Here is a 20095-nt window from a genome sequence, read left to right as displayed (position 1 = left end):
ACAACCGGTACGCGTCAATGGCTCCTGATCAGGTGTTGGACCGCGTCCGGCGCGTCCAGCGAGGGTGGTCGCATGACCGCGAGCGCCCTCGCCGCCCCCTACCGGCGGCTCTTCTCCCTGCCCGGCACCCGGGCCTTCACCGCCGGGAACCTCCTGGCCCGGCTCCCGATGGGGATGTTCGGGGTCGGCGCGGTCGTCATGATCGCCGCCGGGTACGGCTCGTACGCGCTGGCCGGGGCGGTCACCGCCACCGGGCTCGCCGCGACGGCGGTGGTGGCTCCCTGGACCGCCCGCCTGACCGACCGGCACGGCCAGGCCCGGGTGGCCGTGCCGGCCGCGGGGCTCGCGGCGCTGGGCTCGCTCGCGCTGGTGGTGTGCGTACGGCTGCACGCCCCGGCCTGGACGCTGTTCGCCGCCTACGCCGCCACCGCGACGACGCCGAACACCGGGGGCATGGCGCGGGCCCGCTGGGCGCACCTGTACCGGGACGACGAGCGGGCCCGGCACGTGGCCAACTCCTTCGAACAGGCCGCGGACGAGGTCTGCTTCATGCTCGGCCCGGTCCTCGCGGCCTTCCTGTGCACCGCGCTGTTCCCCGAGGCCGCCACGCTGACGGGCGCGCTGCTGCTCTTCACCGGCATCCTGCTCTTCGCCGCGCAGCGCGGCACCGAGCCGCCGCCCGTGCCGCGGCGGAGCGATGCCGCGCAGCGCGGCACCGAGCCGCCGCCCGTGCCGCGGCGGAGCGAGGGGGCGCCGGCCGGGGCGGGGCGGGCCGCGGTGCCGGCGGTGCTGCTGACGTTCCTGGCGACGGGCGCCGTCTTCGGCGCCCTGGAGGTCACCACGATCGCCTTCGCCGACGCCCGCGGTCACCGCGGCGCCGCCGGGGCGGTGCTCGCCCTCCAGGCGGCGGGTTCCTGCGCGGCGGGCCTGCTGTACGGGCTGCGCCGCCCCCGGGGCACCGCCGGCGGCCGCTTCGCCGCGAGCGTCGCGCTGATGGCCGTCCTCATGCTCGGCCCGCTGCCCGCGGCGGCCCTCGGCGGCCTGTGGCTGCTGGCCCCCGCGCTGCTGCTGGCGGGCATGGCCACCGCGCCCACGATGATCAACGGGATGGCCCTGATCCAGCGGCGGGTCCCGCCGGGCCGCCTCAACGAGGGGATGACGCTCGCCGTCACGGCCCTGCTGGGCGGCATCGCCTCCGGCTCCTTCGCCGCGGGGTCCGTCGTGGAGCACCGGGACGCGGTGACGGCGTACGCGATACCGGCGCTCGCCGCGGCCACCGCCGCACTCGTCGCGGCGGTCTCCCTGCGGGCGGCCCGGCACCGGGCCTGACGTCGTCGGTGGCACCTCGGGCTGTGCGGAAGACCGGTGCCCCGTGTGACGCCCCGCCGCTTCCCGCCCCGGACCCACCCGGAAACGACGGAAGGCGATGCCTCCCGCGCAGTGCGCGGCAGGCATCGCCTTCCGTTGGGTCAGTGGAGATGGCGGGAATCGAACCCGCGTCCTGTGGTGCGGAACCAGGGCTTCTCCGAGCGCAGTCCGCTGTGCTTTTCTCGGCCCCGGCAGTCACGCGGACAAGCCGCCGACGGGCCCAGCCACTGTTTGGTTTCCCACCGAGCCCCGTGGCCGGGCCCAGTGGTTTAGTCCCCTAGCTGATGCCAGGATCCGGGTCGGGAACAGCCCCGGGCTGACACTCCGCGGAGTCTTCGGCTAGCTGCTAATTAGGCAGCGAGCGCGAAGGCGGAGGAATCGCTCTTGTTATTGGCGATTATTGTTTTCGGCATATGGTTTACGAGATCATTGCCGCTTCCTCGGCTCGCTTCCCCTGCTTCGACATCCCCAGTCGAAACCGATCATCCCCATGTTGATTTTTCAAACTGCTCACCGGGCGGTCACCGTCCGGTGGTGCTGGTGCCATCGTACGTGACCAACGCGCACGGTGGCCAGCGCATTCCCGCGCGGGCGGCGCGGGCCCGCGCTCACTCCCCGCGCTGCCGGCGGCGCGCCGCCGAGATGGCCCGGTCGGTCTCGCGGCGGTCCTGCTGCTCGCGCAGGGTCTGCCGCTTGTCGTACTCCTTCTTGCCCTTGGCCAGCGCGATCTCGACCTTCGCCCGGCCGTCCTTGAAGTACAGGGCGAGCGGCACGATCGTGTGACCGGTCTCCTGCGACTTCTGGAAGAGCTTCTCGATCTCCGCACGGTGCAGCAGCATTTTGCGCTTGCGCCGCGCCGAGTGGTTCGTCCACGTCCCCTGGGTGTACTCGGGGATGTGCACGTTGTGCAGCCACGCCTCGCCGTCGTCGAGCTGGCCGAAGCCGTCGACCAGGGAGGCGCGTCCCTGGCGCAGCGACTTCACCTCGGTGCCGGTGAGCACCAGGCCCGCCTCGTAGGTGTCGAGGATGTGGTAGTCGTGCCGCGCCTTCTTGTTCTGCGCGATCAGCTTGCGACCCGTTTCCTTTGCCATAGCGCGGCCATTCTCGCACCTCGGCGCGGCCTGGGGTACCGGTTTGCGCGCCGGTCAGCGGGCCGGCGCGCCCAGGCCGTCCAGCACGTCGAGCGCCTCGGACTCGGCGTCCTCGCCCCCGGCGACCGCAAGGTCGGGCTCGATCCCGCGGCCGTCCACCCGGCGGCCCGCCGGCAGCCGGTAGTGGCCGACGGTGAGCTCGGCCACCGAGCCGTCCGACAGCCGGCTGGGCATCTGCACCGAGCCCTTGCCGAAGGTGCGGGAGCCCACGACGACGGCACGGCCGCGGTCCTGGAGGGCACCGGCGAGCAGTTCGGCCGCGCTCATCGTGCCGCCGTCGACGAGCACGACGAGCGGGGTCTCGGTGTCACCGGCGTCGTCGGCGTACAGCGCCTGCTGCCTGCCGTGGACGTCGTACGTGGCGACCAGGCCGCCGTCCAGGAGCGCGGAGGCCACCCCGACGGCCTCGGTGACCAGGCCGCCGGAGTTGCCGCGCAGGTCCAGGAGTATGCCCTCGTGCCCCGGCCGGCCGGCCAGGGCGGTACGGACCTGCTCGGCGACGCCCTTGGTGAAGGCGTCCACCGTGACGACGGTGGCGCCGCCTGGGACGTGCCGCACCCGTACGGACTCCGTCGGCAGCAGGGCGCGCCGCGGGGAGACCTCCCAGGAACGCGTGCCGCGCCGCAGGCCCAGCGCGACCGGCGTGCCGGCCGCGTCGGAACCGCGCAGCCGGGCGACCACCTCGGTGACGGGACGGCCGGTGACCTCGGTGCCGTCGATGCTCGTCAGCCGGTCCCCGGCGTGCACGCCGGCCCGGGCCGCGGGGCTGCCGGACTGGACGCGGTCGATGCCGATGCGGCCGTCCTCGGTGCGCCGCACCCACAGGCCGACCCCCACGTACCGGCCGTCCAGGGACTGCTGGAAGCCCTCGTACTCCTGGGCCGTGTAGAAGGATGACCAGCGGTCGCCGCTCCGGCTGACCAGGGCCTCCGCGGCCTGCGGGCCGACCTTGCCCTCCGCGATCGCCTCGGCGATCTCGTCGGTGTCGGCGACCGTGCCGGCCGGGATGCGGGAGTGCGGCGGCGTCCGCCGGTCCCCGCCGAGGTCCCCGAAGGAGCCCGTCGCCGCGCCGGTCGCCAGGACCGCGCCGAAGACCAGCGTCAGCGCCGCGGCGCGGCACAGCCGGCGTGGTCTCCCGGGCGGACAGTGGCTCAGCACGTCGGGCAGTCTAGGCGAGAAGGGGGCGCTGTACGGAAAGTTGGCCGTACAGCGCCCTTGGCGCACATCAGACCTTGAGGTATTTGCGCAGCGCGATCAGGGCCGCCAGCGCGGGCATCAGCATGCCCACCACCAGCACCAGCGGCAGCACCTGGGCCACCTCGCCCCACCCGAGGAAGTTGATCAGCGGCACCTTGGTCTGGAGCGACAGGCCGTGGTCGATCAGGAAGTAGCGGCCGACGAGGAGCATCAGACACGCCAGGCCACCGCCGACCAGACCGGCGAACGCGGCCTCCATGATGAACGGCATCTGGATGTAGAAGCTGGACGCACCGACCAGCCGCATGATCCCGGTCTCGCGGCGCCGGCTGAAGGCCGACACGCGCACCGTGTTGACGATCAGCATCATCGCCACCGCGAGCATGAACGCCAGCACCACGAGCGCGGCCAGCGTCATGCCGTTGAGCAGCCCGAACAGATTGTCCAGCAGGGCCTTCTGGTCCTGCACCTCCTGGACGCCGGGGCGGCCCTGGAAGGCGCTCGCGACGACCTGGAACTTCGTCGGGTCCTTGAGCTTGACCCGGAACGACTCCTGCATCTGGTCCGGGGTGAGCGAGTCGGCCAGCGGCGAGTCGGAGAACTGCTCCTTGTAGTGCTTGTAGGCGTCCTCCGCGCTCTCGTGGAAGTACTTGTCCACCAGCGGCAGCGCCTTGAGCTGCTTCTCGACGTCCTGCTTCTGCTCCTCGGTGACGGCACCCTTGGTGCAGTTGGGGTCGGTCTTGGCGTCGTTCTTGTTGCAGAGGAAGATCGACACCTGGACCTTGTCGTACCAGTACCCCTTCATGGAGTCGACCTGCTCGCGGGCGAGCCACGAGCCGCCGGCGAGCGCGAGCGAGAGGGCCACGGAGACGATGACCGCGAAGGTCATGGTGAGGTTGCGCCGGAGGCCGACGCCGATCTCCGAGAGCACGAACTGGGCGCGCATGTTGTCCTTTCAGAAGGCTGCGGTGTGCAGGGCGGGGCCCAGGCTCAGTGCTGGTAGCCGTAGACGCCGCGGGACTGGTCGCGGACCAGTCGCCCCTTCTCGAGCTCGATGACGCGCTTGCGCATCTGGTCGACGATGTTCTGGTCGTGGGTGGCCATCACCACGGTGGTGCCGGTGCGGTTGATGCGGTCCAGCAGCCGCATGATGCCCACGGAGGTCTGCGGGTCGAGGTTTCCCGTGGGCTCGTCCGCGATCAGCAGCATCGGGCGGTTGACGAACGCCCGGGCGATCGCCACGCGCTGCTGCTCACCACCGGAGAGCTCGCCCGGCATGCGGTCCTCCTTGCCGCCGAGGCCGACGAGGTCCAGCACCTCGGGGACCGTCTTGCGGATGGTGCCGCGCGGCTTGCCGATCACCTCGAGGGCGAACGCCACGTTCTCCGCGACCGTCTTGTTGGGCAGCAGGCGGAAGTCCTGGAAGACGGTGCCCAGCTGGCGGCGCATCTGCGGCACCTTCCAGTTGGACAGCCGCGCGAGGTCCTTGCCGAGGACGTGCACCATGCCGGTGTCCGTCCGCTCCTCTCGCAGGATCAGCCGCAGGAAGGTCGACTTCCCGGAGCCGGAGGAGCCCACCAGGAAGACGAATTCACCCTTCTCGATTTCCAGCGACACGTCCCGAAGTGCGGGACGGTTCTGCCGGGGGTAGGTCTTGGTGACGTTGTCGAATCGGATCACGGTCGCACTCCGGATACAGGGGATCGGAGGCGACCTTACGCGAACGGCCGCGACCCGCGCAGTCCGCGGTCCGGGATGACGGGTTTATTCACCGACCACCGGGGGACAAAGCAGGCATTGGCCACATGGGTCACTCTTCGGAGTCGCGGGAATCGCGCGGGGCGCGCCGAGTGCCCCGGGAACTGGCACAGTGGTCGGGGGGCTCGGGAACGTACCGCCCCTGTCGCGCGTTGTTCATGGAGCGGCCGTAGGGCCGCCTGGGAGGAGGCCACGGCATGACAGTCGACCGACTGGTGTGCGCCAACTGCGCCGGCCCCGTCAGCGAGGGCCGCTGTGCGGTCTGCCGCGCCCACCGCGCCCGCATGCAGCAGGAGAACCCCTTCGCGGCCATCTCCCCGGCGGCTCTGATCGCGCTGCTGGTGGCGCTGCTCGCGGTGGTGTGGGTGGTGCACGAGGCCGCCGCGTAGCGCGGCGTACACATACGGCGAACACGGGGGCCCGCGGCGCACGGCGCTGCGGGCCCCTGTGGCGTTCCCCGGGCCTCCAGTGGACGGGCGCGGGCCCGCGCCGCATGCGGCGCATGCGGTGCGGGCCCGTGTGCTCGCCGGCGTCCGGGCGTGGACCTCAGACGGCGGTGTTGCGGCCGCCGCCGACCAGGCGCGGCATCAGGCGGAAGCCGACACCGCCCGCGATCATCGTGGCGGCACCGACCAGCAGGAACAGGCTGTCGCCGGCACCGGTCTCGGCCAGCTCCTCCGTGGTGTCACCCTGGGTGACGACCTCGCTGCTGCCGGCGTTGTCGGTGTTGGTGTTGTCGGCGCAGGTCACGCTGTCCCCGTCGAGGGTGCAGGTCGTGCCGTCCCCGTCCGAGCCGCCGGCGCCGTTGCCGCCGTTCCCGTTGCCGCCGTCGTCACCGCCGGGGTTGGTCGGCTCGCCCGGGTTGGTGGGCTCGTCGGTCGGGTCCGTCGGATTCGTCGGCTCGTCCGTCGGGTCCGTCGGATTCGTCGGCTCGTCCGTCGGGTCGGTCGGGTTCGTCGGCTCGTCCGTCGGGTCCGTCGGATTCGTGGGCTCGTCCGTCGGGTCCGTCGGATTCGTGGGCTCGTCCGTCGGGTCCGTCGGGTCCGTGGGCTCGTCCGTCGGGTCGGTCGGGTTCGTCGGCTCGTCCGTCGGACCGCCGTCGACACCCGAGATGTCGTTCTCGTCGTCACCGAGGTTGACGCTGACGCCGACCTGGGCCTCGCCGGCGTTCAGGCCGATGTCCAGGCCGACGGCCTGTGCGGCGCCGGCGGCCGTCAGCGAGGCACCGCCCGCGATCACCGCGGCGGCGGCTATACGCGCCACCCGCAGCCGTGTGTTCTTCATGCTCATCTGGCAACTACCCCCAGTAGCTTCTCGTCAGTGGAGCAGCGTCACAGGGGGAGCGTCCTGCGGGGCGGTGCACGTTCAAGGCCGGGGCCTGAGCCACCGGCCGCGCTCGCCCCCGTTCGCTCACGCCCCAGTCATACGCATGCCGCGCATCACGATTCCCAGATTTCACAGCGTCGTCAAGGGCGTTCCAAGCTCAATGCCGGAATTGGCTGACTATGCCACCCACTTGCTTATGGGGCTGTGACCCAAAACGCACAACTGCCACCCATGGGGCGGCAGTTGTGAGGATCCTGCGGAGGTGACGTCGCGTCAGACGCGGGCGCCCTGCTCCTGCTGCTTGCGCCAGCGGATGCCCGCCTCGAGGAAGCCGTCGATGTCGCCGTCGAGGACGCCCTGCGGGTTGCCGACCTCGAACTCCGTCCGCAGGTCCTTGACCATCTGGTACGGGTGGAGGACGTAGGAACGCATCTGGTTGCCCCAGGAGTTGCCGCCGTCGCCCTTGAGGGCGTCCATCTTGGCCTGCTCCTCCTGGCGGCGCCGCTCCAGCAGCTTGGCCTGCAGCACGTTCATCGCGCTCGCCTTGTTCTGGATCTGGGAGCGCTCGTTCTGGCAGGAGACCACGATGCCGGTCGGGATGTGGGTGATCCGGACCGCGGAGTCGGTGGTGTTGACGCCCTGGCCGCCGGGGCCGGAGGCGCGGTAGACGTCGATCCTCAGCTCGGTCTCGTCGATCTCGACGTGGTCGCTCTGCTCGACGACCGGCAGCACCTCGACGCCCGCGAAGGAGGTCTGGCGGCGGCCCTGGTTGTCGAAGGGCGAGATGCGCACCAGCCGGTGGGTGCCCTGCTCGACCGAGAGGGTGCCGTAGGCGTACGGCGCCTTCACCACGAAGGTGGTGGACTTGATGCCGGCCTCTTCCGCGAACGAGGTTTCGTAGATCTCGGTCGGGTAGCCGTGCCGCTCGGACCAGCGCAGGTACATGCGCTGCAGCTGCTCCGCGAAGTCGGCGGCGTCGACGCCGCCCGCCTCGGCGCGGATGTTGACCAGCGCCTCCCGGGCGTCGTACTCGCCGGACAGGAGGGTGCGGACCTCCATCTCGTCCAGCGCCTTGCGCACGGACTCCAGCTCGCTCTCGGCCTCGGCGCGGGTGTCCGCGTCGTCCTCGGCCTCGGCGAGCTCGAAGAGCACCCCGAGGTCGTCGATGCGACCGCGCAGCCCCTCGGCCTTGCGGACCTCGGCCTGCAGGTGCGACAGCTTGCTGGTGATCTTCTGCGCCGCCTCGGGGTCGTCCCAGAGCGAGGGCGCGGCCGCCTGCTCCTCGAGCACGGCGATGTCGGCCCTCAGCTTGTCGAGGTCCAGAACGGCCTCGATCGAGGCCATGGTCGACGAGAGGGACTTGAGCTCTTCGGATACATCCAGGACTGCCACGTCCCCCAGCGTACCGGCACGCCGCGCATTGCCGCTCCGGTGAGCCGGGGAGGGCCGGCCGGCGGCCGGTGCACCCCGCGCGGCTCAGGCCGGGACGGGGGCCGAGGCGTGGGCGAGCGTGCCGTCGGCACGCCGGAGGTAGAGGGTCAGGGTGTCGTCCGCCGTGGTCAGCCCGGGGTGGGAGGGGGTGCTGGCGGAGAGCGGGACCGGTGTCCAGGCGCCGCCGTCGAGGACGGCGGCGGCCAGGGCCCCGTCGTCGGCGGGGGCGAGGACGAAGAGCCGGCCCCCGGACACGGCGGGCTCGGGGCGGCCGGTGGCGTCGAGGCCGGTGACGATCTCGGAGGGCCGCCAGGCGCCGTTCACGTACGGCAGCCGCAGCACCGCGCCGTCGGCCTTGCGCACGGCGAAGGCGTCGAGGGTGCCGGGCGCCGCCGAGACCAGGCCGGGGGCGGCGGTGACCCGGCCGGCGGTGGGGACCAGCGCCCAGGCGTTCCAGCGGCCGTCGACCCAGGAGGAGGTGACGAGGTCACCGCCGGAGCAGCCCAGGAGGTCGATCCGCCCCGGGGCGGAGGACGCGGCGGCGGGGGTCGTGGTGAACCGGGCGGGCTGGTCCACCTGGTACCAGTCGCCCCAGGCGCCGCCGCTGAGGGTGCGGCGGTAGACCCGGTGGTCGGTGCCGAGGGCGAAGACGTCCAGCTGCCCGGGACGGGAGGAGACGACCGAGGGGTCGTCGGCGACGCTTATCCCGGTGAGCCGGTGCCAGGTGCCGGAGACCAGGTACCAGAGGTTCTTGTCGCTGCCCCGGCTGAAGACGTACGTCGTCCCGGAGACGGAGATCGCCCGGGGCCCGCCGAGCGGGTGGACGTCGCGGTCCGGGAAGCGGGGCAGCGCCGTGTAGCCGGACCAGCGCAGCGCGGCCTCCTGCGCGGTGCCCGCCGGGGTGCTCACCGCGCCCTGCGGGGAGGCGGCGGCGCCGGTGGGGGCGGTCGGGGTGGTCGAGGCCGGCCCGGACGGCTTGTCCTCGCGGCTGGTGGAGCCGCCGTCGTCGTCGGAGCCGGAGGCCGCGATCGCCCAGCCGCCGAGGCCGACGACCAGCACGGCGGCCGCCGCGGCGCCGATCTTGACGCGGCGGCGCTGCAGCGCGTCGGGGACGGCGCGGTGGCGGTGCCGGGGTCGCTGTCCGGGCACCGCGGAGGGCCCGCCGACGGCCAGTTCCTCCGCGGTGGGCAGCTTGATGCTGGTGTGCGTGTCGCGCGTCGAGTCCGGTGCGGAGCCGCGGACCAGGGGCACCGCGCCGCGCGGCCGGCCGGCCGGCGGGTCGTACGGCTCGGCGGCGGAACCGGGGTCCCGGTCGTACTCCTCCTCGCCGTGCTGGTCGCCGGGGGCGTCCACCTCCAGCGCGGGCAGCCCGGCGAGGGCGGGCAGCAGCTCGCGCAGCCGGGCGCCGACCTCGGCCGCCCTCAGCCGGGAGGCGGGGGCCTTGGCGAGGCACTGGGACAGCAGTTGCCACAGCTCGTCGGGTAGGTCGGGCAGCGGCGCGACCGCCTCGGTGACGTGCCGGCGCAGCACCGCGCCGGGGTGGCCGCCGCCGAACGGGGTGAAGCCGGCGAGCAGTTCGTACAGGACGGTGGCGAGGGCGTAGATGTCGACGGAGGCGCGCGGCGGCAGGCCCTCGATGATCTCCGGGGCCAGGTAGTCGGGGGTGCCGATGATGCGGGTGGCCCGGGTCCTGCGCGGGGAGTCGACCAGCCGCGCGATGCCGAAGTCGGTGAGGAGCGCCGGGGGCGCGCCGCCCGGTCCGGGCGGGGCGGCGGAGTCCAGCAGGACGTTCTCCGGCTTGACGTCGCGGTGGACGACGCCCGCGGCGTGGGCGGCGGCCAGGCCGTCCGCGACGTCCGCGGTGATGGAGACGGCCGCCTCGGGGGTGAGCCGGCGTTCGCGCTCCAGCCGGGAGCGCAGGTCGGTGCCGCGGACCAGGTCCATGACGAGCGCGAGGTCGGAGCCGTCGACCACCAGGTCGCGGATGCCGACGATGTGCGGGTGGTGGAGCGCCAGCAGGGCCGTGCGCTCCTGGACGAAGCGGCCGACGAGGTCCTGGTCGGAGGCGAGGTCCTCGCGCAGCAGCTTGATGGCGACCGGGCCCTCGGGGCCCTCGCCCAGCCACACCGTGCCCGCGGAACCCCGCCCCAGCACCTGGTGCGCGGTGTACCGGCTGCCGATCTTGCGTCCCAAGGCTGCTCCGACTCCTCCGAGGTGCCGTCGTGTTGGCGACAAAGCTACGCGGATGCGAGCCGGTTGGGGGAACCTGCGGGGGGTGAGTGCGGCTTCTCCGGGAGAAATCACCCTCCAGAAGTCGACAAATCACCAACACCGGCCCCGCGGGGAGGTGACGGTGGGCCAGTCGCGGTTGACGGCACCGGCGCGACCGCCGGTGCGGCGCGGGCGGTGCCCGGCGCCGTGCTCGCGCGCGCTCCGTCCCCGCGGCCGGGGCGTGTGGTCAACCGGGCTCCCCCGGCTACCGCCGGGAGGTGCCCCCAGGCGCGGTGCGTCGCAAGAGGGAGGGCCGTCCTCGCCCCCGGCCGAAGGCCGGGGGCGAGCATGTGACGACTCGGCCCTGCTAGGGGGTGTCGTCAAATGAGCGCCGGCCGCCCGAAGGGCGGGCCCAGCGGCGTCTGGTGCGGTGCATCGCAAGGCGGAGAGTCGTCCTCGTAGTGGGCTACTCGGACGATTCGACAACGCAGCGAGGTGCCGTACCAGGCGTCGCTGGGCAGGCGGGCATGTGACGACACGCCCTAGGGGGTGGTGCCGGAGGAACCGCCCGAGGAGCCGCCGAGCTCCGAGACCCAGTCCCAGAAGTTCTGGACGCCGCTGCTGACGGTGCCCCACAGGCTCTTGCCCGTGTCCAGCCACTCCGGGACGGGGGTCAGGTACCAGACGAGCACGACGATCACGATCAGCACGATGATCATCGTGAAGCAGCCCTTGAGGCACCCCAGGCCCGGGATCTTCATGGGGTTGGCGCCGCGCTGCCGCGGCTCTCGGCGCGGGGCGGGCTCGGGCGCCACCGGGCGCTGGGGCTCGTACCGCTGGTGCTGCGGCTGCTCGTAGCGCGGCGCGGGCTGCGGCCGCGGCGCGTACTGCTGGGGCTGCGGTTGCTGCGGTTGCTGCTGGGCGTACTGCTGCGGGTGCGGCTGCGGCGCGTAGGCGGGCTGCGCCGGCTGCCGGTACTGGGGCTGCTGCGGCCGCTGCTGGTACCCCTGCGGGGGCTGCTGCGGCGGTTGTTGCGGTTGCTGGGCGGCCTGCCGGCGCGGCCTGCGGCGCAGCGGGTCCTGCTCCGGGTCCAGGTACTGGACCTCGGTCTGCTCGGCGCGCGCACGGGCACGGTTGAGCTGCGACTCCCACGGGTGCGGGCCCTGCGGGGCGCCGGACTCCGGCGTCCCGTCCGGCACCGGCGGCATCACGCGGGTGCCGTCGCCGGCCCCGACCGGTGCCGAGCCGCCCGGGATCACCCGGGTCGCGTCGGCGGCGCCGCCCGCGGAGGCGGGCAGCACACTGGTGGCGGCATTCGGGTCGTACGCGTCGTACCCGCCGGCGGGCGCCCGGTTCGGCAGCACCTGGGTGGGGTCCGCGGTGCCCGGCGGGACGAGCGGGGTGTCCGGGACGGTGGCCGGGGACGGGTCCGGGGCGAGCAGCGCGGCGACGCCGAGCGCCGCCTCGGACTGCGCCGGGGAGGAGTGCACGCCGACGCCCGCGGCGACCACGCGCAGGGCACGCGCGAGGTTCTCCGCGCTGGGCCGCTCGCCGGGCTCCTTGCGCAGGCAGCGCTCTATGACCGTCCACAGCGGCTCGGGCACGGTGGAGGGACGGCGCGGCTCCTGGCTCAGGTGCTGCTGCAGCACCTCCAGCGCGCTCTCGCCCCTGAACGGCGGGCGGCCGGTGACCAGTTCGTACAGCAGGATGCCGGCGCCGTAGATGTCGACGGCCGAGGTCTGCGGACGGCCCTGGGCCGACTCCGGCGCTATGTAGGCGGGCGTGCCGACGAACTCGTGGGTGCGGGTGACGCCCGGTGAGTCCGCCAGCCGGGCGATGCCGAAGTCGGTCAGCATCGGGTGCATCTGCTGGGTGCCGTCCGGGCCCGTGACGGTGGCGAGCAGGACGTTGGCGGGCTTCAGGTCGCGGTGGACTACGCCGTCGGCGTGGCTGGCGGCCAGCGCGTCGGCCACGGCGGCGGTCAGCAGGGCGGCGCCGACCGGCGAGAACGGGCCGTTCTCGCGCAGGTGGCGGTAGAGGTCGGGACCGTCGACCAGATCCATCACCAGGGCGAGCAGCTCGCCTTCCACCACCAGGTCGCGGACCCGGACGATGTGCGGGTGGCGCAGCCGCATCAGGACCGAGCGCTCCCGGAGGAAGCGCATGACGATGTCGGGGTCGCTCGCCAGCTCTTCCTTGAGCACCTTGATCGCGACGGTCTCGCCGGTGTCCCGCACATGGGACCGCCACACGGTGCCCGTGGCTCCGCGCCCGAGCGGCTCCACCAGTTCGTATTTGCTGCCTACCGGCCGCACGTTCGCGCTCCCTGGATCTTGGCCTGGTCCGTGGCCTGTTTCGCCCACTGTAGTGCCGCCACGTGGGAGCGGGGCTGCGTTCCGGTACGGGGCGGGTGTGGGGTTAGGACGCGGAGTACGGTCGTTTGGTTGCTCTTTCCGCCCAAAGCCGACCATTCAAGATCGCAAAGGTGGGCACCGGCGGCGAGCTGTCGGCGGCGAGTGGGAGGATGCCTGTCGCGGATCGCACTTCGCCGGGCGGGCTGGGCCTGCCGGGCAAGGGGAGGCAACCGTTCCGCTCTTGTACGTGTCGACGTCCCGGGCAGGGCGGCGGGTGGGGTCGGGGGCCCGCGCCGCGGTGGATCCGGGCAGAAGGGACCGTGGACGGAGATGCAGATCCGGCTGACCGTTCTCGGGCCGCGCGGCGGCCGCGCGGCGCGCTCCTGCGACGTGCTCGTCACCGCGCCCGCGGGCACACCCCTCAGTGCCGTGGCCGGCGCCCTGGCGTCCGGCTCGGGCGGCTCGGGGCAGCCCGCGCGGGCCGGCAAGTCCACGCCGCCGCTCTACGCGGGCGCCGAGCGGCTGGACCCGGCGACCGCCGTCCTCGGGGTTCCGCCGCTGCTCGACGGCGCGGTGCTGTCGCTGCACGCCCCCGCCGACGGGCACGAGGGCGGCCGCCCGACGGCCGCCGCCCGGCTGCACGTCGTCGGCGGCCCCGACGCGGGCGGGGTCCACCTGCTGCAGGGCGGCCGGATCCGGGTCGGCCGCTCCGCCGACGCGGACGTGCCGCTGGACGACCCCGACGTCTCCCGGCTGCACTGCGCCGTCACCGTGGACGGCGAGGGCCGCGTCACCGTCGCCGACCTCGGCTCCACCAACGGCACCTTCCTGGACGGCGCTCCCGTGGGCGAGCGCGCGGTCCCCCTCCCCGCCGGCGCGCTGCTGCGGATCGGCGAGTCGACCCTCCGGCTGGAGCCGGCGCCCCCCGGCTCGACGGTGCCCCCGCCGCCCGCCTCCGTCCCCGCCGTCCCCGACGCCGAGGGGCACCTCCAGGTGGCCCTCCCTCCGACCTCCTGGCCCGAGACGGGCCGCGTGGCGACCTGGCGTCCCGCCCGGCCCGGCGACGGTGCCGCGCAGCGGACCGCCCCGCGCGAGGCGGCGCCCGCCGACGGCGCGACGACCGCCGGCACCGGGTCCGGGAGCGTCGGCGCGGACGCCGGCCCCGCGCCCGCGCCCGGGGAGGACCGTGCGGACGCCGCCGCGGGCACCCCGGCCCGGCGGGACACCCCACAGCGCGGGCTGTCCGAGCAGACCCGCGCCGTCGAGCCGCCCCAGGGCCGGCGCGGCGGCACCCGGATGGCCGGCGCGATAGGGGACTGGGCCAGGCGCCTGACCACCGGACGCGGCGCCCCGGACGCCGACGGGTCCGAGGGCGGCGGGACCCCGTACGACCGGGCCGACGCCGCGGCGCTGCGCGAGCGCTGGCCCGACCCGGCGGCGGTCCTGCTCACCGCCCTGGGGCCGGGACCGCGGTTGTGGGAGCGCGCCCCCGGCCACCCCGACCTGCTCACGGTCCGGCTCGGCACCGCCGACCTGACCGCGGAGGACGGCTTCCGGACGCTGCCCGCCGTGCCGTTCACCGTCGACCTGCGCGACCCGCACACCCAGGTGCTCGGCCTCACCGGACCGCGCCCCCGGCTGTCCGGGCTGGCCCGGTCGGTGATCGCCCAGCTGTGCGCCCTGCACGCGCCCGGCGTGCTGGAGGTCGTGCTGATCAGCGCCGACCGCTCCCGTCCCGCCGAGCAGCGGGCCGAGGAGTGGGGCTGGCTGTACTGGCTGCCGCATCTGCGCCCGGCCCACGGCCAGGACTGCCGGCTGCTCACGGCCTCCGACCGCGAACAGGCCGAGGCCCGGATCGCCGAGGTGGTCCGCCGCATCGAGGAGGGCCCGCTCGGCCCGGGCTGGGCGACGGCGACCCCCGAGGAGGTCGCCGAGGCCGCGGCACGCCGCGAGGGCCCGTACACCCTGCTGGTGGTGGACGGCGATCCCGGCTCGGCCTACCTGCGCGAGGCCGCCGACCGCATCGCGGCCGCAGGGCCGTCGGTCGGGGTGCACCTGCTGTGCCTGGCCGAGAGCCCGGAGCGGCTGGCCGCCCGGTGCGGCGCCGTCGCCGTGCTGGAGGGCGACGTCGCGACGACGCTGCGGATGGAACCGCAGGGCCCCGGCCACATGACGATGGAGGCGGTGTCGGCGGCCTGGGCCGAGCGTTTCGCGCGGGCCCTCGCCCCCCTGCGCGAGGGCGACTCCGCGCCGCGCCGTACGCGTTCGGCGCTGCCGCCCACGGCCCGGCTCCTGGACGAGCTGGACCTGGCGCTCGCCACCCCGGCGAAGATCTCCACCCGCTGGGCCGCACCCACCCCCTCCGGCGGTGCCGCCGCGGCCGTCCTGGGCGCCGGGCCGGAGGGCCGGATCCTGGTCGACCTGGTCGCCGAGGGACCGCACCTGCTCGTCGGCGGCGCGGCGGGCTCCGGCAAGACGGAGCTGCTGCGTTCGGTGGCGGCCGCGCTGTCCGCGGGCGAGCGCCCGGACCGGCTGGCCCTCGTCCTCGTCGACGGCGCCGGGGCGGAGCGCGGCGAGGGGCTGCGCAGCTGCACCGATCTGCCGCACGTCTCCACCTACCTGTCCGCCACCGACCCGGTGCGGATGCGCGAGTTCGCGCAGGCGCTCTCGGCGGAGCTGAAGCGCCGTGACGACCTGCTGGACGGTACGGACTTCGCGCAGTGGCACGAGCGCCGCCGGCTGCCCGTCGTGCCCCGGCAGGCCGAGCCGGGCCACGCCCCGGCCGCCGCCGTCGCGGCGGACCCGCAGGTGCGCGGCGCGGTGCGGGTACGGACCCGCACCACCGAGCCACTGCCCCGGCTGGTCGTCGTGGTCGACGACTTCGACGCCCTGGTCGCCCCCGCCCTCGGCAGTCCCGGCCGGCCCGCCGCGGGTTCGGTGGTGCGCGCCCTGGAGGCCGTGGCGCGCGACGGCGAACGGCTCGGCGTCCACCTGGTCGCCGCGACCGGCCGCCCCGAGCGCACCTCGGGCACCGACGCCGACGACGCGGCGCGGCTGCGGATCGCGCTGCGCACCGAGGAGCCGGAGTCGGCCGCGCTGCTGGTCGCCGTCGAGGAGCCGGCGACCGTCGACGACGCGCTGCCGGGCCGCGGTTACCTGCGCCGGCCGGACGGGGCGGTCACCGCCTTCCAGGCCGGCCGGGTCAGTGGCCGGATCCCCCGGACGGCGACCCTGCGGCCGACGGTGGTCCCGCTGGAGTGGGACCGCATGGGCGACCCGCCGACCCGCCGGCCGGTGCGCGAACTGGGCAACGGCCCCACCGACCTCGCCCTGCTGGCCAGTGCCCTGCAGCGTGCCGCGGAGTCCGCGGCGGCCGATCCGGTGCCGCCGCTGCTCTGAATCCGTCCCGGTCCCGTACGCCGGTCCGAACGGCCGGTCACATGACGGTCACGATCCAACCGCCGTGCGCTGAGGCGCTATTGCGGCGGTTATCAGACAGGGCGTAGGACTGAACGCGGAACAGCGGATGACGCGGGGACGGGACGCCCGGCGCAGCTGCCACGGCCATGCGGCGGGCTGCCACCGCGGCGCGGGTCCGCGCTGAGGGGATGGGCAGGCAGATGCGGACATCCAGCAGGCGCACGCGACGTACACGCCGGACGGTGATCGCCGCCGTGGCGGCGGCCCTGGCGCTGACGGCCGCCGGGTGCGGCGGTGGCGACGACGACAAGGGCACCCCCGACGGCGGCGGGAGCAGTTCCGGCGCGAGCGGGAGCGTTCCGCTGCCGGACCTCAAGGGCCAGAAGCTCGAGGTCGCGGCGGTGTGGACCGGGCCGGAGCAGAAGAACTTCCAGAAGGTGCTGGACGAGTTCACCCAGCGCACCGGGGCCGAGGTCGGCTTCGTGCCCACCGGGGACAACGTCTCCACCTTCCTCGGTACGAAGATCGAGGGCGGCCAACCGCCGGACGTGGCGTTCCTCCCCCAGGTCGGCGTGCTGCGGCAGTTCGCGCAGAAGGGCTGGCTCAAGCCGCTCTCCTCCGACGTGCAGGCGCAGCTCGACAAGAACTTCACCACCGGCTGGAAGGACCTCGGCGCGTACGAGGGCAAGCAGTACGGCGTGTACGCCAAGGCCGCCAACAAGTCGCTGGTCTGGTACAACACCGCGGCCTTCGAGAACGCCGGGATCACCGAACCGCCGGGGAGCTGGGACGACTTCCTGCAGACCGCCGAGACCCTCTTCGAGTCGGGCACTCCCCCGGTGTCGGTCGGCGGCGCGGACGGCTGGACCCTCACCGACTGGTTCGAGAACATCTACCTCTCGCAGGCAGGTCCGGAGAAGTACGACCAGCTGGCCGAGCACAAGATCAAGTGGACCGACCCCTCGGTGAAGGACGCGCTCACCACCCTCGCCCAGCTCTTCGGCAAGAAGGACCTGATCGCCGGCGGCCAGAACGGCGCGCTCAAGACCGACTTCCCGACGTCGGTGACGCAGACCTTCACGGGCAACCCGCCGAAGGCCGCCATGGTCTACGAGGGCGACTTCGTCGGCGCGTTCATCGGCGACAACACCAAGGCGAAGGTGGGCGAGGACGCCAAGGTCTTCCCCTTCCCCGCGGTGGGCTCCGGCAAGGCGCCGGTGGTCAGCGGCGGTGACGTCGGCGTGGCCCTGAAGGACGGCGAGGGCGCGCAGGCGCTGCTGACCTTCCTCGCCTCCACCGACGCGGCGAAGGTGTGGGCCTCCTCGGGCGGCTTCGTCTCGCCGAACAAGTCGCTGGACCTGTCGGCCTATCCGGACGAGGTCTCCCGCTCCATCGCGCAGGGCCTGGTCGCGGCGGGCGACGACTTCCGCTTCGACATGTCCGACCAGGCCCCGGCGGCCTTCGGCGGCACCGCGGGCAAGGGCGAGTGGAAGGACCTGCAGGACTTCCTGCGGAACCCCTCCGACGTCGCCGGCGCGCAGGCCAAGCTGGAAGCGGACGCCGCCAAGGCGTACGCGGGATAGGCGGCCGCGATGGCGACGGCGGCCACGGCGAAGGGGCCGGCCGCTCCCGGCGGCGCGCCCACCGCCCGGGGCAGGAGCGTCATGGGTACCCGGCGCTGGGTGGCGGGGCTGTTCCTGCTGCCCGCGCTGGTGCTACTGGGCGCGCTGGTGGTGTACCCGATCGCGTACACCACCTGGCGCAGCCTCTTCGACAAGGCGGGCTCGGGCTTCGTGGGCCTGCACAACTACGCCTCGGTCTTCAGCGACGACGGCACGCTGACGGCGCTGCGGAACACCGCGGTCTGGGTGGTCGTGGCGCCGGTGCTGGCCACGGCCCTCGGGCTGGTCTTCGCGGTGCTGACCGAACGGGTGAGCTGGGGCACCGCCTTCAAACTGGTCGTCTTCATGCCGATGGCGATCTCGATGCTGGCGGCCGGGATCATCTTCCGTCTGGTGTACGAGCAGGACCCGGCGCGCGGCGCGGCCAACGCCGTCGTGGTCGGGGTGCACGACACCTTCACCGAGTCCTCGGCGTACCCGGGGGCCCGGCCACGCCCGAACGGCTCGCTGGCCGCCTCCGGCGGCGGCTCCTTCACCACCCGGGACGCCGCCGGGGCGGGGACGGCGGTGGGGCTGCCGCTGATCGGCGTCCCCGCCGCGAAGCTGCCCGCGGGCACCGCCGACGCCGGTCAGGCACCCGCGGGGCCCGGGGTGACCGGCACCGTGTGGCTGGACTTCAAGCCGGGCGGGGGCGGCAGGCCCGGGGTGATCGACCCCGGTGAGAAGGCCCTGGAGGGCGTGAAGGTCGAGGCCGTACGGGACGGACGGGTGGTGGCCTCCGCGACCTCCGGCAAGGACGGCACCTATGCGCTGCCCGCCTCGGCCGAGGGGGCCCGGCTGCGGCTGCCCGCCTCGAACTTCGCGGAGCCGTACAACGGTGTCGACTGGCTCGGCCCCACCCTGGTGACGCCCGCGATCATCGGGTCGTACCTGTGGATGTGGGCGGGCTTCGCGATGGTGCTCATCGCGGCGGGTCTGGCCGGGGTGCCGCGGGAGCTGATGGAGGCGGCGCGCATCGACGGCGCCAACGAGTGGCAGGTCTTCCGCAGGATCACCGTGCCGCTGCTGGCCCCCGTGCTGGTCGTGGTCGTCGTCACGCTGATGATCAACGTGATGAAGATCTTCGACCTGGTCTACATCGTCGCGCCCGACACCTCGAAGGACGAGGCCAACGTGCTGGCCCTGCAGCTGTACCTGTCCTCCTTCGGGGCCGGCAACGACCAGGGCGTCGGCAGCGCGATCGGCGTGGTCCTGCTGCTGCTGGTCGTCCCGGTCATGGTCTTCAACATCCGCCGACTGCGCAGGGAGGCCCGGCGATGACGACCGTCGCAGGCACAGCGGAACCCGCGGGCACGGCCGGGGCGCGGACCGGCACGGCCGCCGCCCGGGAGTCCTTCGCCGCACGGGTCGCGGCCCGTACCGGCGGCGGGGTGCTGAGGGTCTTCCTCGTCCTGGTGGCCCTGTTCTGGCTGATGCCGACCGTGGGGCTGCTGATCTCCTCCTTCCGGGGGCCGGTGGACATCGCCGACTCCGGCTGGTGGAAGGTCTTCACCGCGCCCTCGCAGCTGACCGTCACCAACTACCGGGAGCTGCTGGGCAACGACGCCGTCACCTCCTCGCTGGTCAACACCGCGCTGATCACGGTGCCGGCCACCGTGCTGGTCGTGGTGATCGGGGCGCTGGCGGGCTACGCGTTCGCCTGGATGGAGTTCCCGGGCCGGGACTGGCTGTTCCTCGTGGTGGTGGGGCTGCTCGTGGTGCCGGTGCAGATCGCGCTCATCCCGGTGGCCAAGCTGTTCGGGGAGATCGGGATCTTCGGCGACATCATCGGCGTGGTGCTCTTCCACGTGGGCTTCGGCCTGCCGTTCGCCGTCTTCCTGCTGCGCAACTTCTTCGCGGAGATCCCGCGGGAGCTGCTGGAGGCGGCCCGGCTGGACGGCGCGGGCGAGCTGCGGCTGTTCGCCCGCGTGATCATGCCCCTGGGCGGCCCGGCGATCGCCTCGCTGGGCATCTTCCAGTTCCTGTGGGTGTGGAACGACATGCTGGTCGCGCTGATCTTCTCCAACACCGGCTCGCAGCCGATCACCGTCGCCCTGCAGCAGCAGGTCCGGCAGTTCGGCAACAACATCGACGTCCTGGCGCCGGGGGCCTTCGTGTCGATGGTGGTCCCGCTCGTCGTCTTCTTCGCCTTCCAGCGCCAGTTCGTCTCCGGCGTCATGGCGGGCGCCGTCAAGTAGCCCCGCGCAGGTCAGAGGGG

Annotated in this window: 14 protein-coding genes, 1 other RNA gene and 1 pseudogene; 6 read left to right on the top strand and 10 right to left on the bottom strand. The window is 73.7% G+C overall.

What is annotated here, in order from left to right; all coding sequences use genetic code 11:
* Positions 1 to 72 precede the first annotated feature (72 nt).
* Positions 73 to 1329 (top strand): MFS transporter, encoded by a 1257-nt coding sequence (locus ABZ479_RS11195; RefSeq protein WP_500461346.1) that lies wholly within the window; start codon positions 73 to 75, stop codon positions 1327 to 1329.
* Between the two features lie 141 nt (positions 1330 to 1470).
* Here ABZ479_RS11195 and ssrA read toward each other — a convergent pair.
* The 5 genes from ssrA to ftsE all read right to left on the bottom strand — a co-directional run bounded on the left by ssrA (position 1471) and on the right by ftsE (position 5396).
* Positions 1471 to 1858: a transfer-messenger RNA gene (gene ssrA, locus ABZ479_RS11190) on the bottom strand.
* A 118-nt stretch (positions 1859 to 1976) separates the two neighbouring features.
* Entirely contained in the window at positions 1977 to 2459 is a 483-nt protein-coding gene (gene smpB, locus ABZ479_RS11185) for an SsrA-binding protein SmpB (protein WP_500461345.1), read from the bottom strand.
* A 54-nt stretch (positions 2460 to 2513) separates the two neighbouring features.
* Entirely contained in the window at positions 2514 to 3677 is a 1164-nt protein-coding gene (locus ABZ479_RS11180) for a S41 family peptidase (RefSeq protein WP_500461343.1), read from the bottom strand.
* Positions 3678 to 3744: 67 nt separating this feature from the next.
* Positions 3745 to 4662, bottom strand: coding sequence for a permease-like cell division protein FtsX (ftsX, locus tag ABZ479_RS11175; RefSeq protein WP_018564090.1), 918 nt, complete (start codon positions 4660 to 4662; stop codon positions 3745 to 3747).
* A gap of 44 nt (positions 4663 to 4706) precedes the next feature.
* Complete coding sequence (gene ftsE, locus ABZ479_RS11170; RefSeq protein ID WP_018564091.1) at positions 4707 to 5396, bottom strand: cell division ATP-binding protein FtsE; 690 nt, start codon at positions 5394 to 5396, stop codon at positions 4707 to 4709.
* Between the two features lie 275 nt (positions 5397 to 5671).
* On the opposite strand from ftsE, the gene ABZ479_RS11165 reads away from it, so the two are divergent.
* Entirely contained in the window at positions 5672 to 5863 is a 192-nt protein-coding gene (locus ABZ479_RS11165) for a hypothetical protein (RefSeq protein ID WP_499609638.1), read from the top strand.
* A 157-nt stretch (positions 5864 to 6020) separates the two neighbouring features.
* Here the strand turns inward: ABZ479_RS11165 and ABZ479_RS11160 are convergent, their stop codons facing one another.
* The 5 genes and pseudogenes from ABZ479_RS11160 to ABZ479_RS11140 all read right to left on the bottom strand — a co-directional run bounded on the left by ABZ479_RS11160 (position 6021) and on the right by ABZ479_RS11140 (position 12757).
* Positions 6021 to 6764, bottom strand: coding sequence for a hypothetical protein (locus ABZ479_RS11160; RefSeq protein ID WP_500461342.1), 744 nt, complete (start codon positions 6762 to 6764; stop codon positions 6021 to 6023).
* A 309-nt stretch (positions 6765 to 7073) separates the two neighbouring features.
* Positions 7074 to 8192 (bottom strand): peptide chain release factor 2, encoded by a 1119-nt coding sequence (gene prfB, locus ABZ479_RS11155; RefSeq protein WP_499609643.1) that lies wholly within the window; start codon positions 8190 to 8192, stop codon positions 7074 to 7076.
* Positions 8193 to 8276: 84 nt separating this feature from the next.
* Positions 8277 to 9140, bottom strand: coding sequence for a DUF8189 domain-containing protein (locus ABZ479_RS11150; RefSeq protein ID WP_500461512.1), 864 nt, complete (start codon positions 9138 to 9140; stop codon positions 8277 to 8279).
* Between the two features lie 54 nt (positions 9141 to 9194).
* Positions 9195 to 10424 (bottom strand): annotated as a pseudogene (locus tag ABZ479_RS11145) (serine/threonine-protein kinase); the annotation flags it as partial.
* 560 nt (positions 10425 to 10984) lie between these two features.
* On the bottom strand, positions 10985 to 12757 hold the full coding sequence (locus ABZ479_RS11140) for a serine/threonine-protein kinase (protein WP_500461340.1): 1773 nt from the start codon (positions 12755 to 12757) through the stop codon (positions 10985 to 10987).
* 369 nt (positions 12758 to 13126) lie between these two features.
* Between ABZ479_RS11140 and ABZ479_RS11135 the strand changes: the two genes are divergently transcribed.
* The 4 genes from ABZ479_RS11135 (at position 13127) to ABZ479_RS11120 (ending at position 20075) form a co-directional block, all read left to right on the top strand.
* On the top strand, positions 13127 to 16195 hold the full coding sequence (locus ABZ479_RS11135) for an FtsK/SpoIIIE domain-containing protein (RefSeq protein ID WP_500461338.1): 3069 nt from the start codon (positions 13127 to 13129) through the stop codon (positions 16193 to 16195).
* A 221-nt stretch (positions 16196 to 16416) separates the two neighbouring features.
* Positions 16417 to 17799, top strand: coding sequence for an ABC transporter substrate-binding protein (locus tag ABZ479_RS11130; RefSeq protein ID WP_500461336.1), 1383 nt, complete (start codon positions 16417 to 16419; stop codon positions 17797 to 17799).
* An 81-nt stretch (positions 17800 to 17880) separates the two neighbouring features.
* A complete protein-coding gene (locus tag ABZ479_RS11125; protein ID WP_500461334.1) occupies positions 17881 to 19158 on the top strand; it encodes a carbohydrate ABC transporter permease in 1278 nt (425 codons plus the stop codon).
* Positions 19155 to 20075, top strand: a complete 921-nt coding sequence (locus ABZ479_RS11120; RefSeq protein ID WP_499609655.1) for a carbohydrate ABC transporter permease — start codon at positions 19155 to 19157, stop codon at positions 20073 to 20075. The genes ABZ479_RS11125 and ABZ479_RS11120 overlap by 4 nt, the downstream gene beginning before the upstream one ends.
* The last annotated feature ends 20 nt before the right edge of the window (positions 20076 to 20095 follow it).

It is taken from the genome of Streptomyces sp. NPDC005722, from assembly GCF_040630935.1.
Classification (GTDB): Bacteria; Actinomycetota; Actinomycetes; order Streptomycetales; family Streptomycetaceae; genus Actinacidiphila.
This window is presented reverse-complemented; position numbering and strand designations above follow the sequence as displayed.

What these genes read in the sequence shown, in the direction of transcription:
- ABZ479_RS11195 (WP_500461346.1), top strand. Translation starts at nt 73, where the DNA reads ATGACCGCGAGCGCCCTCGCCGCCCCCTACCGGCGGCTCTTCTCCCTG.
- smpB (WP_500461345.1), bottom strand. Translation starts at nt 2,459, where the DNA reads ATGGCAAAGGAAACGGGTCGCAAGCTGATCGCGCAGAACAAGAAGGCG.
- ftsX (WP_018564090.1), bottom strand. Translation starts at nt 4,662, where the DNA reads ATGCGCGCCCAGTTCGTGCTCTCGGAGATCGGCGTCGGCCTCCGGCGC.
- ABZ479_RS11165 (WP_499609638.1), top strand. Translation starts at nt 5,672, where the DNA reads ATGACAGTCGACCGACTGGTGTGCGCCAACTGCGCCGGCCCCGTCAGC.
- ABZ479_RS11160 (WP_500461342.1), bottom strand. Translation starts at nt 6,764, where the DNA reads ATGAGCATGAAGAACACACGGCTGCGGGTGGCGCGTATAGCCGCCGCC.
- ABZ479_RS11135 (WP_500461338.1), top strand. Translation starts at nt 13,127, where the DNA reads ATGCAGATCCGGCTGACCGTTCTCGGGCCGCGCGGCGGCCGCGCGGCG.
- ABZ479_RS11130 (WP_500461336.1), top strand. Translation starts at nt 16,417, where the DNA reads ATGCGGACATCCAGCAGGCGCACGCGACGTACACGCCGGACGGTGATC.
- ABZ479_RS11125 (WP_500461334.1), top strand. Translation starts at nt 17,881, where the DNA reads ATGGGTACCCGGCGCTGGGTGGCGGGGCTGTTCCTGCTGCCCGCGCTG.
- ABZ479_RS11120 (WP_499609655.1), top strand. Translation starts at nt 19,155, where the DNA reads ATGACGACCGTCGCAGGCACAGCGGAACCCGCGGGCACGGCCGGGGCG.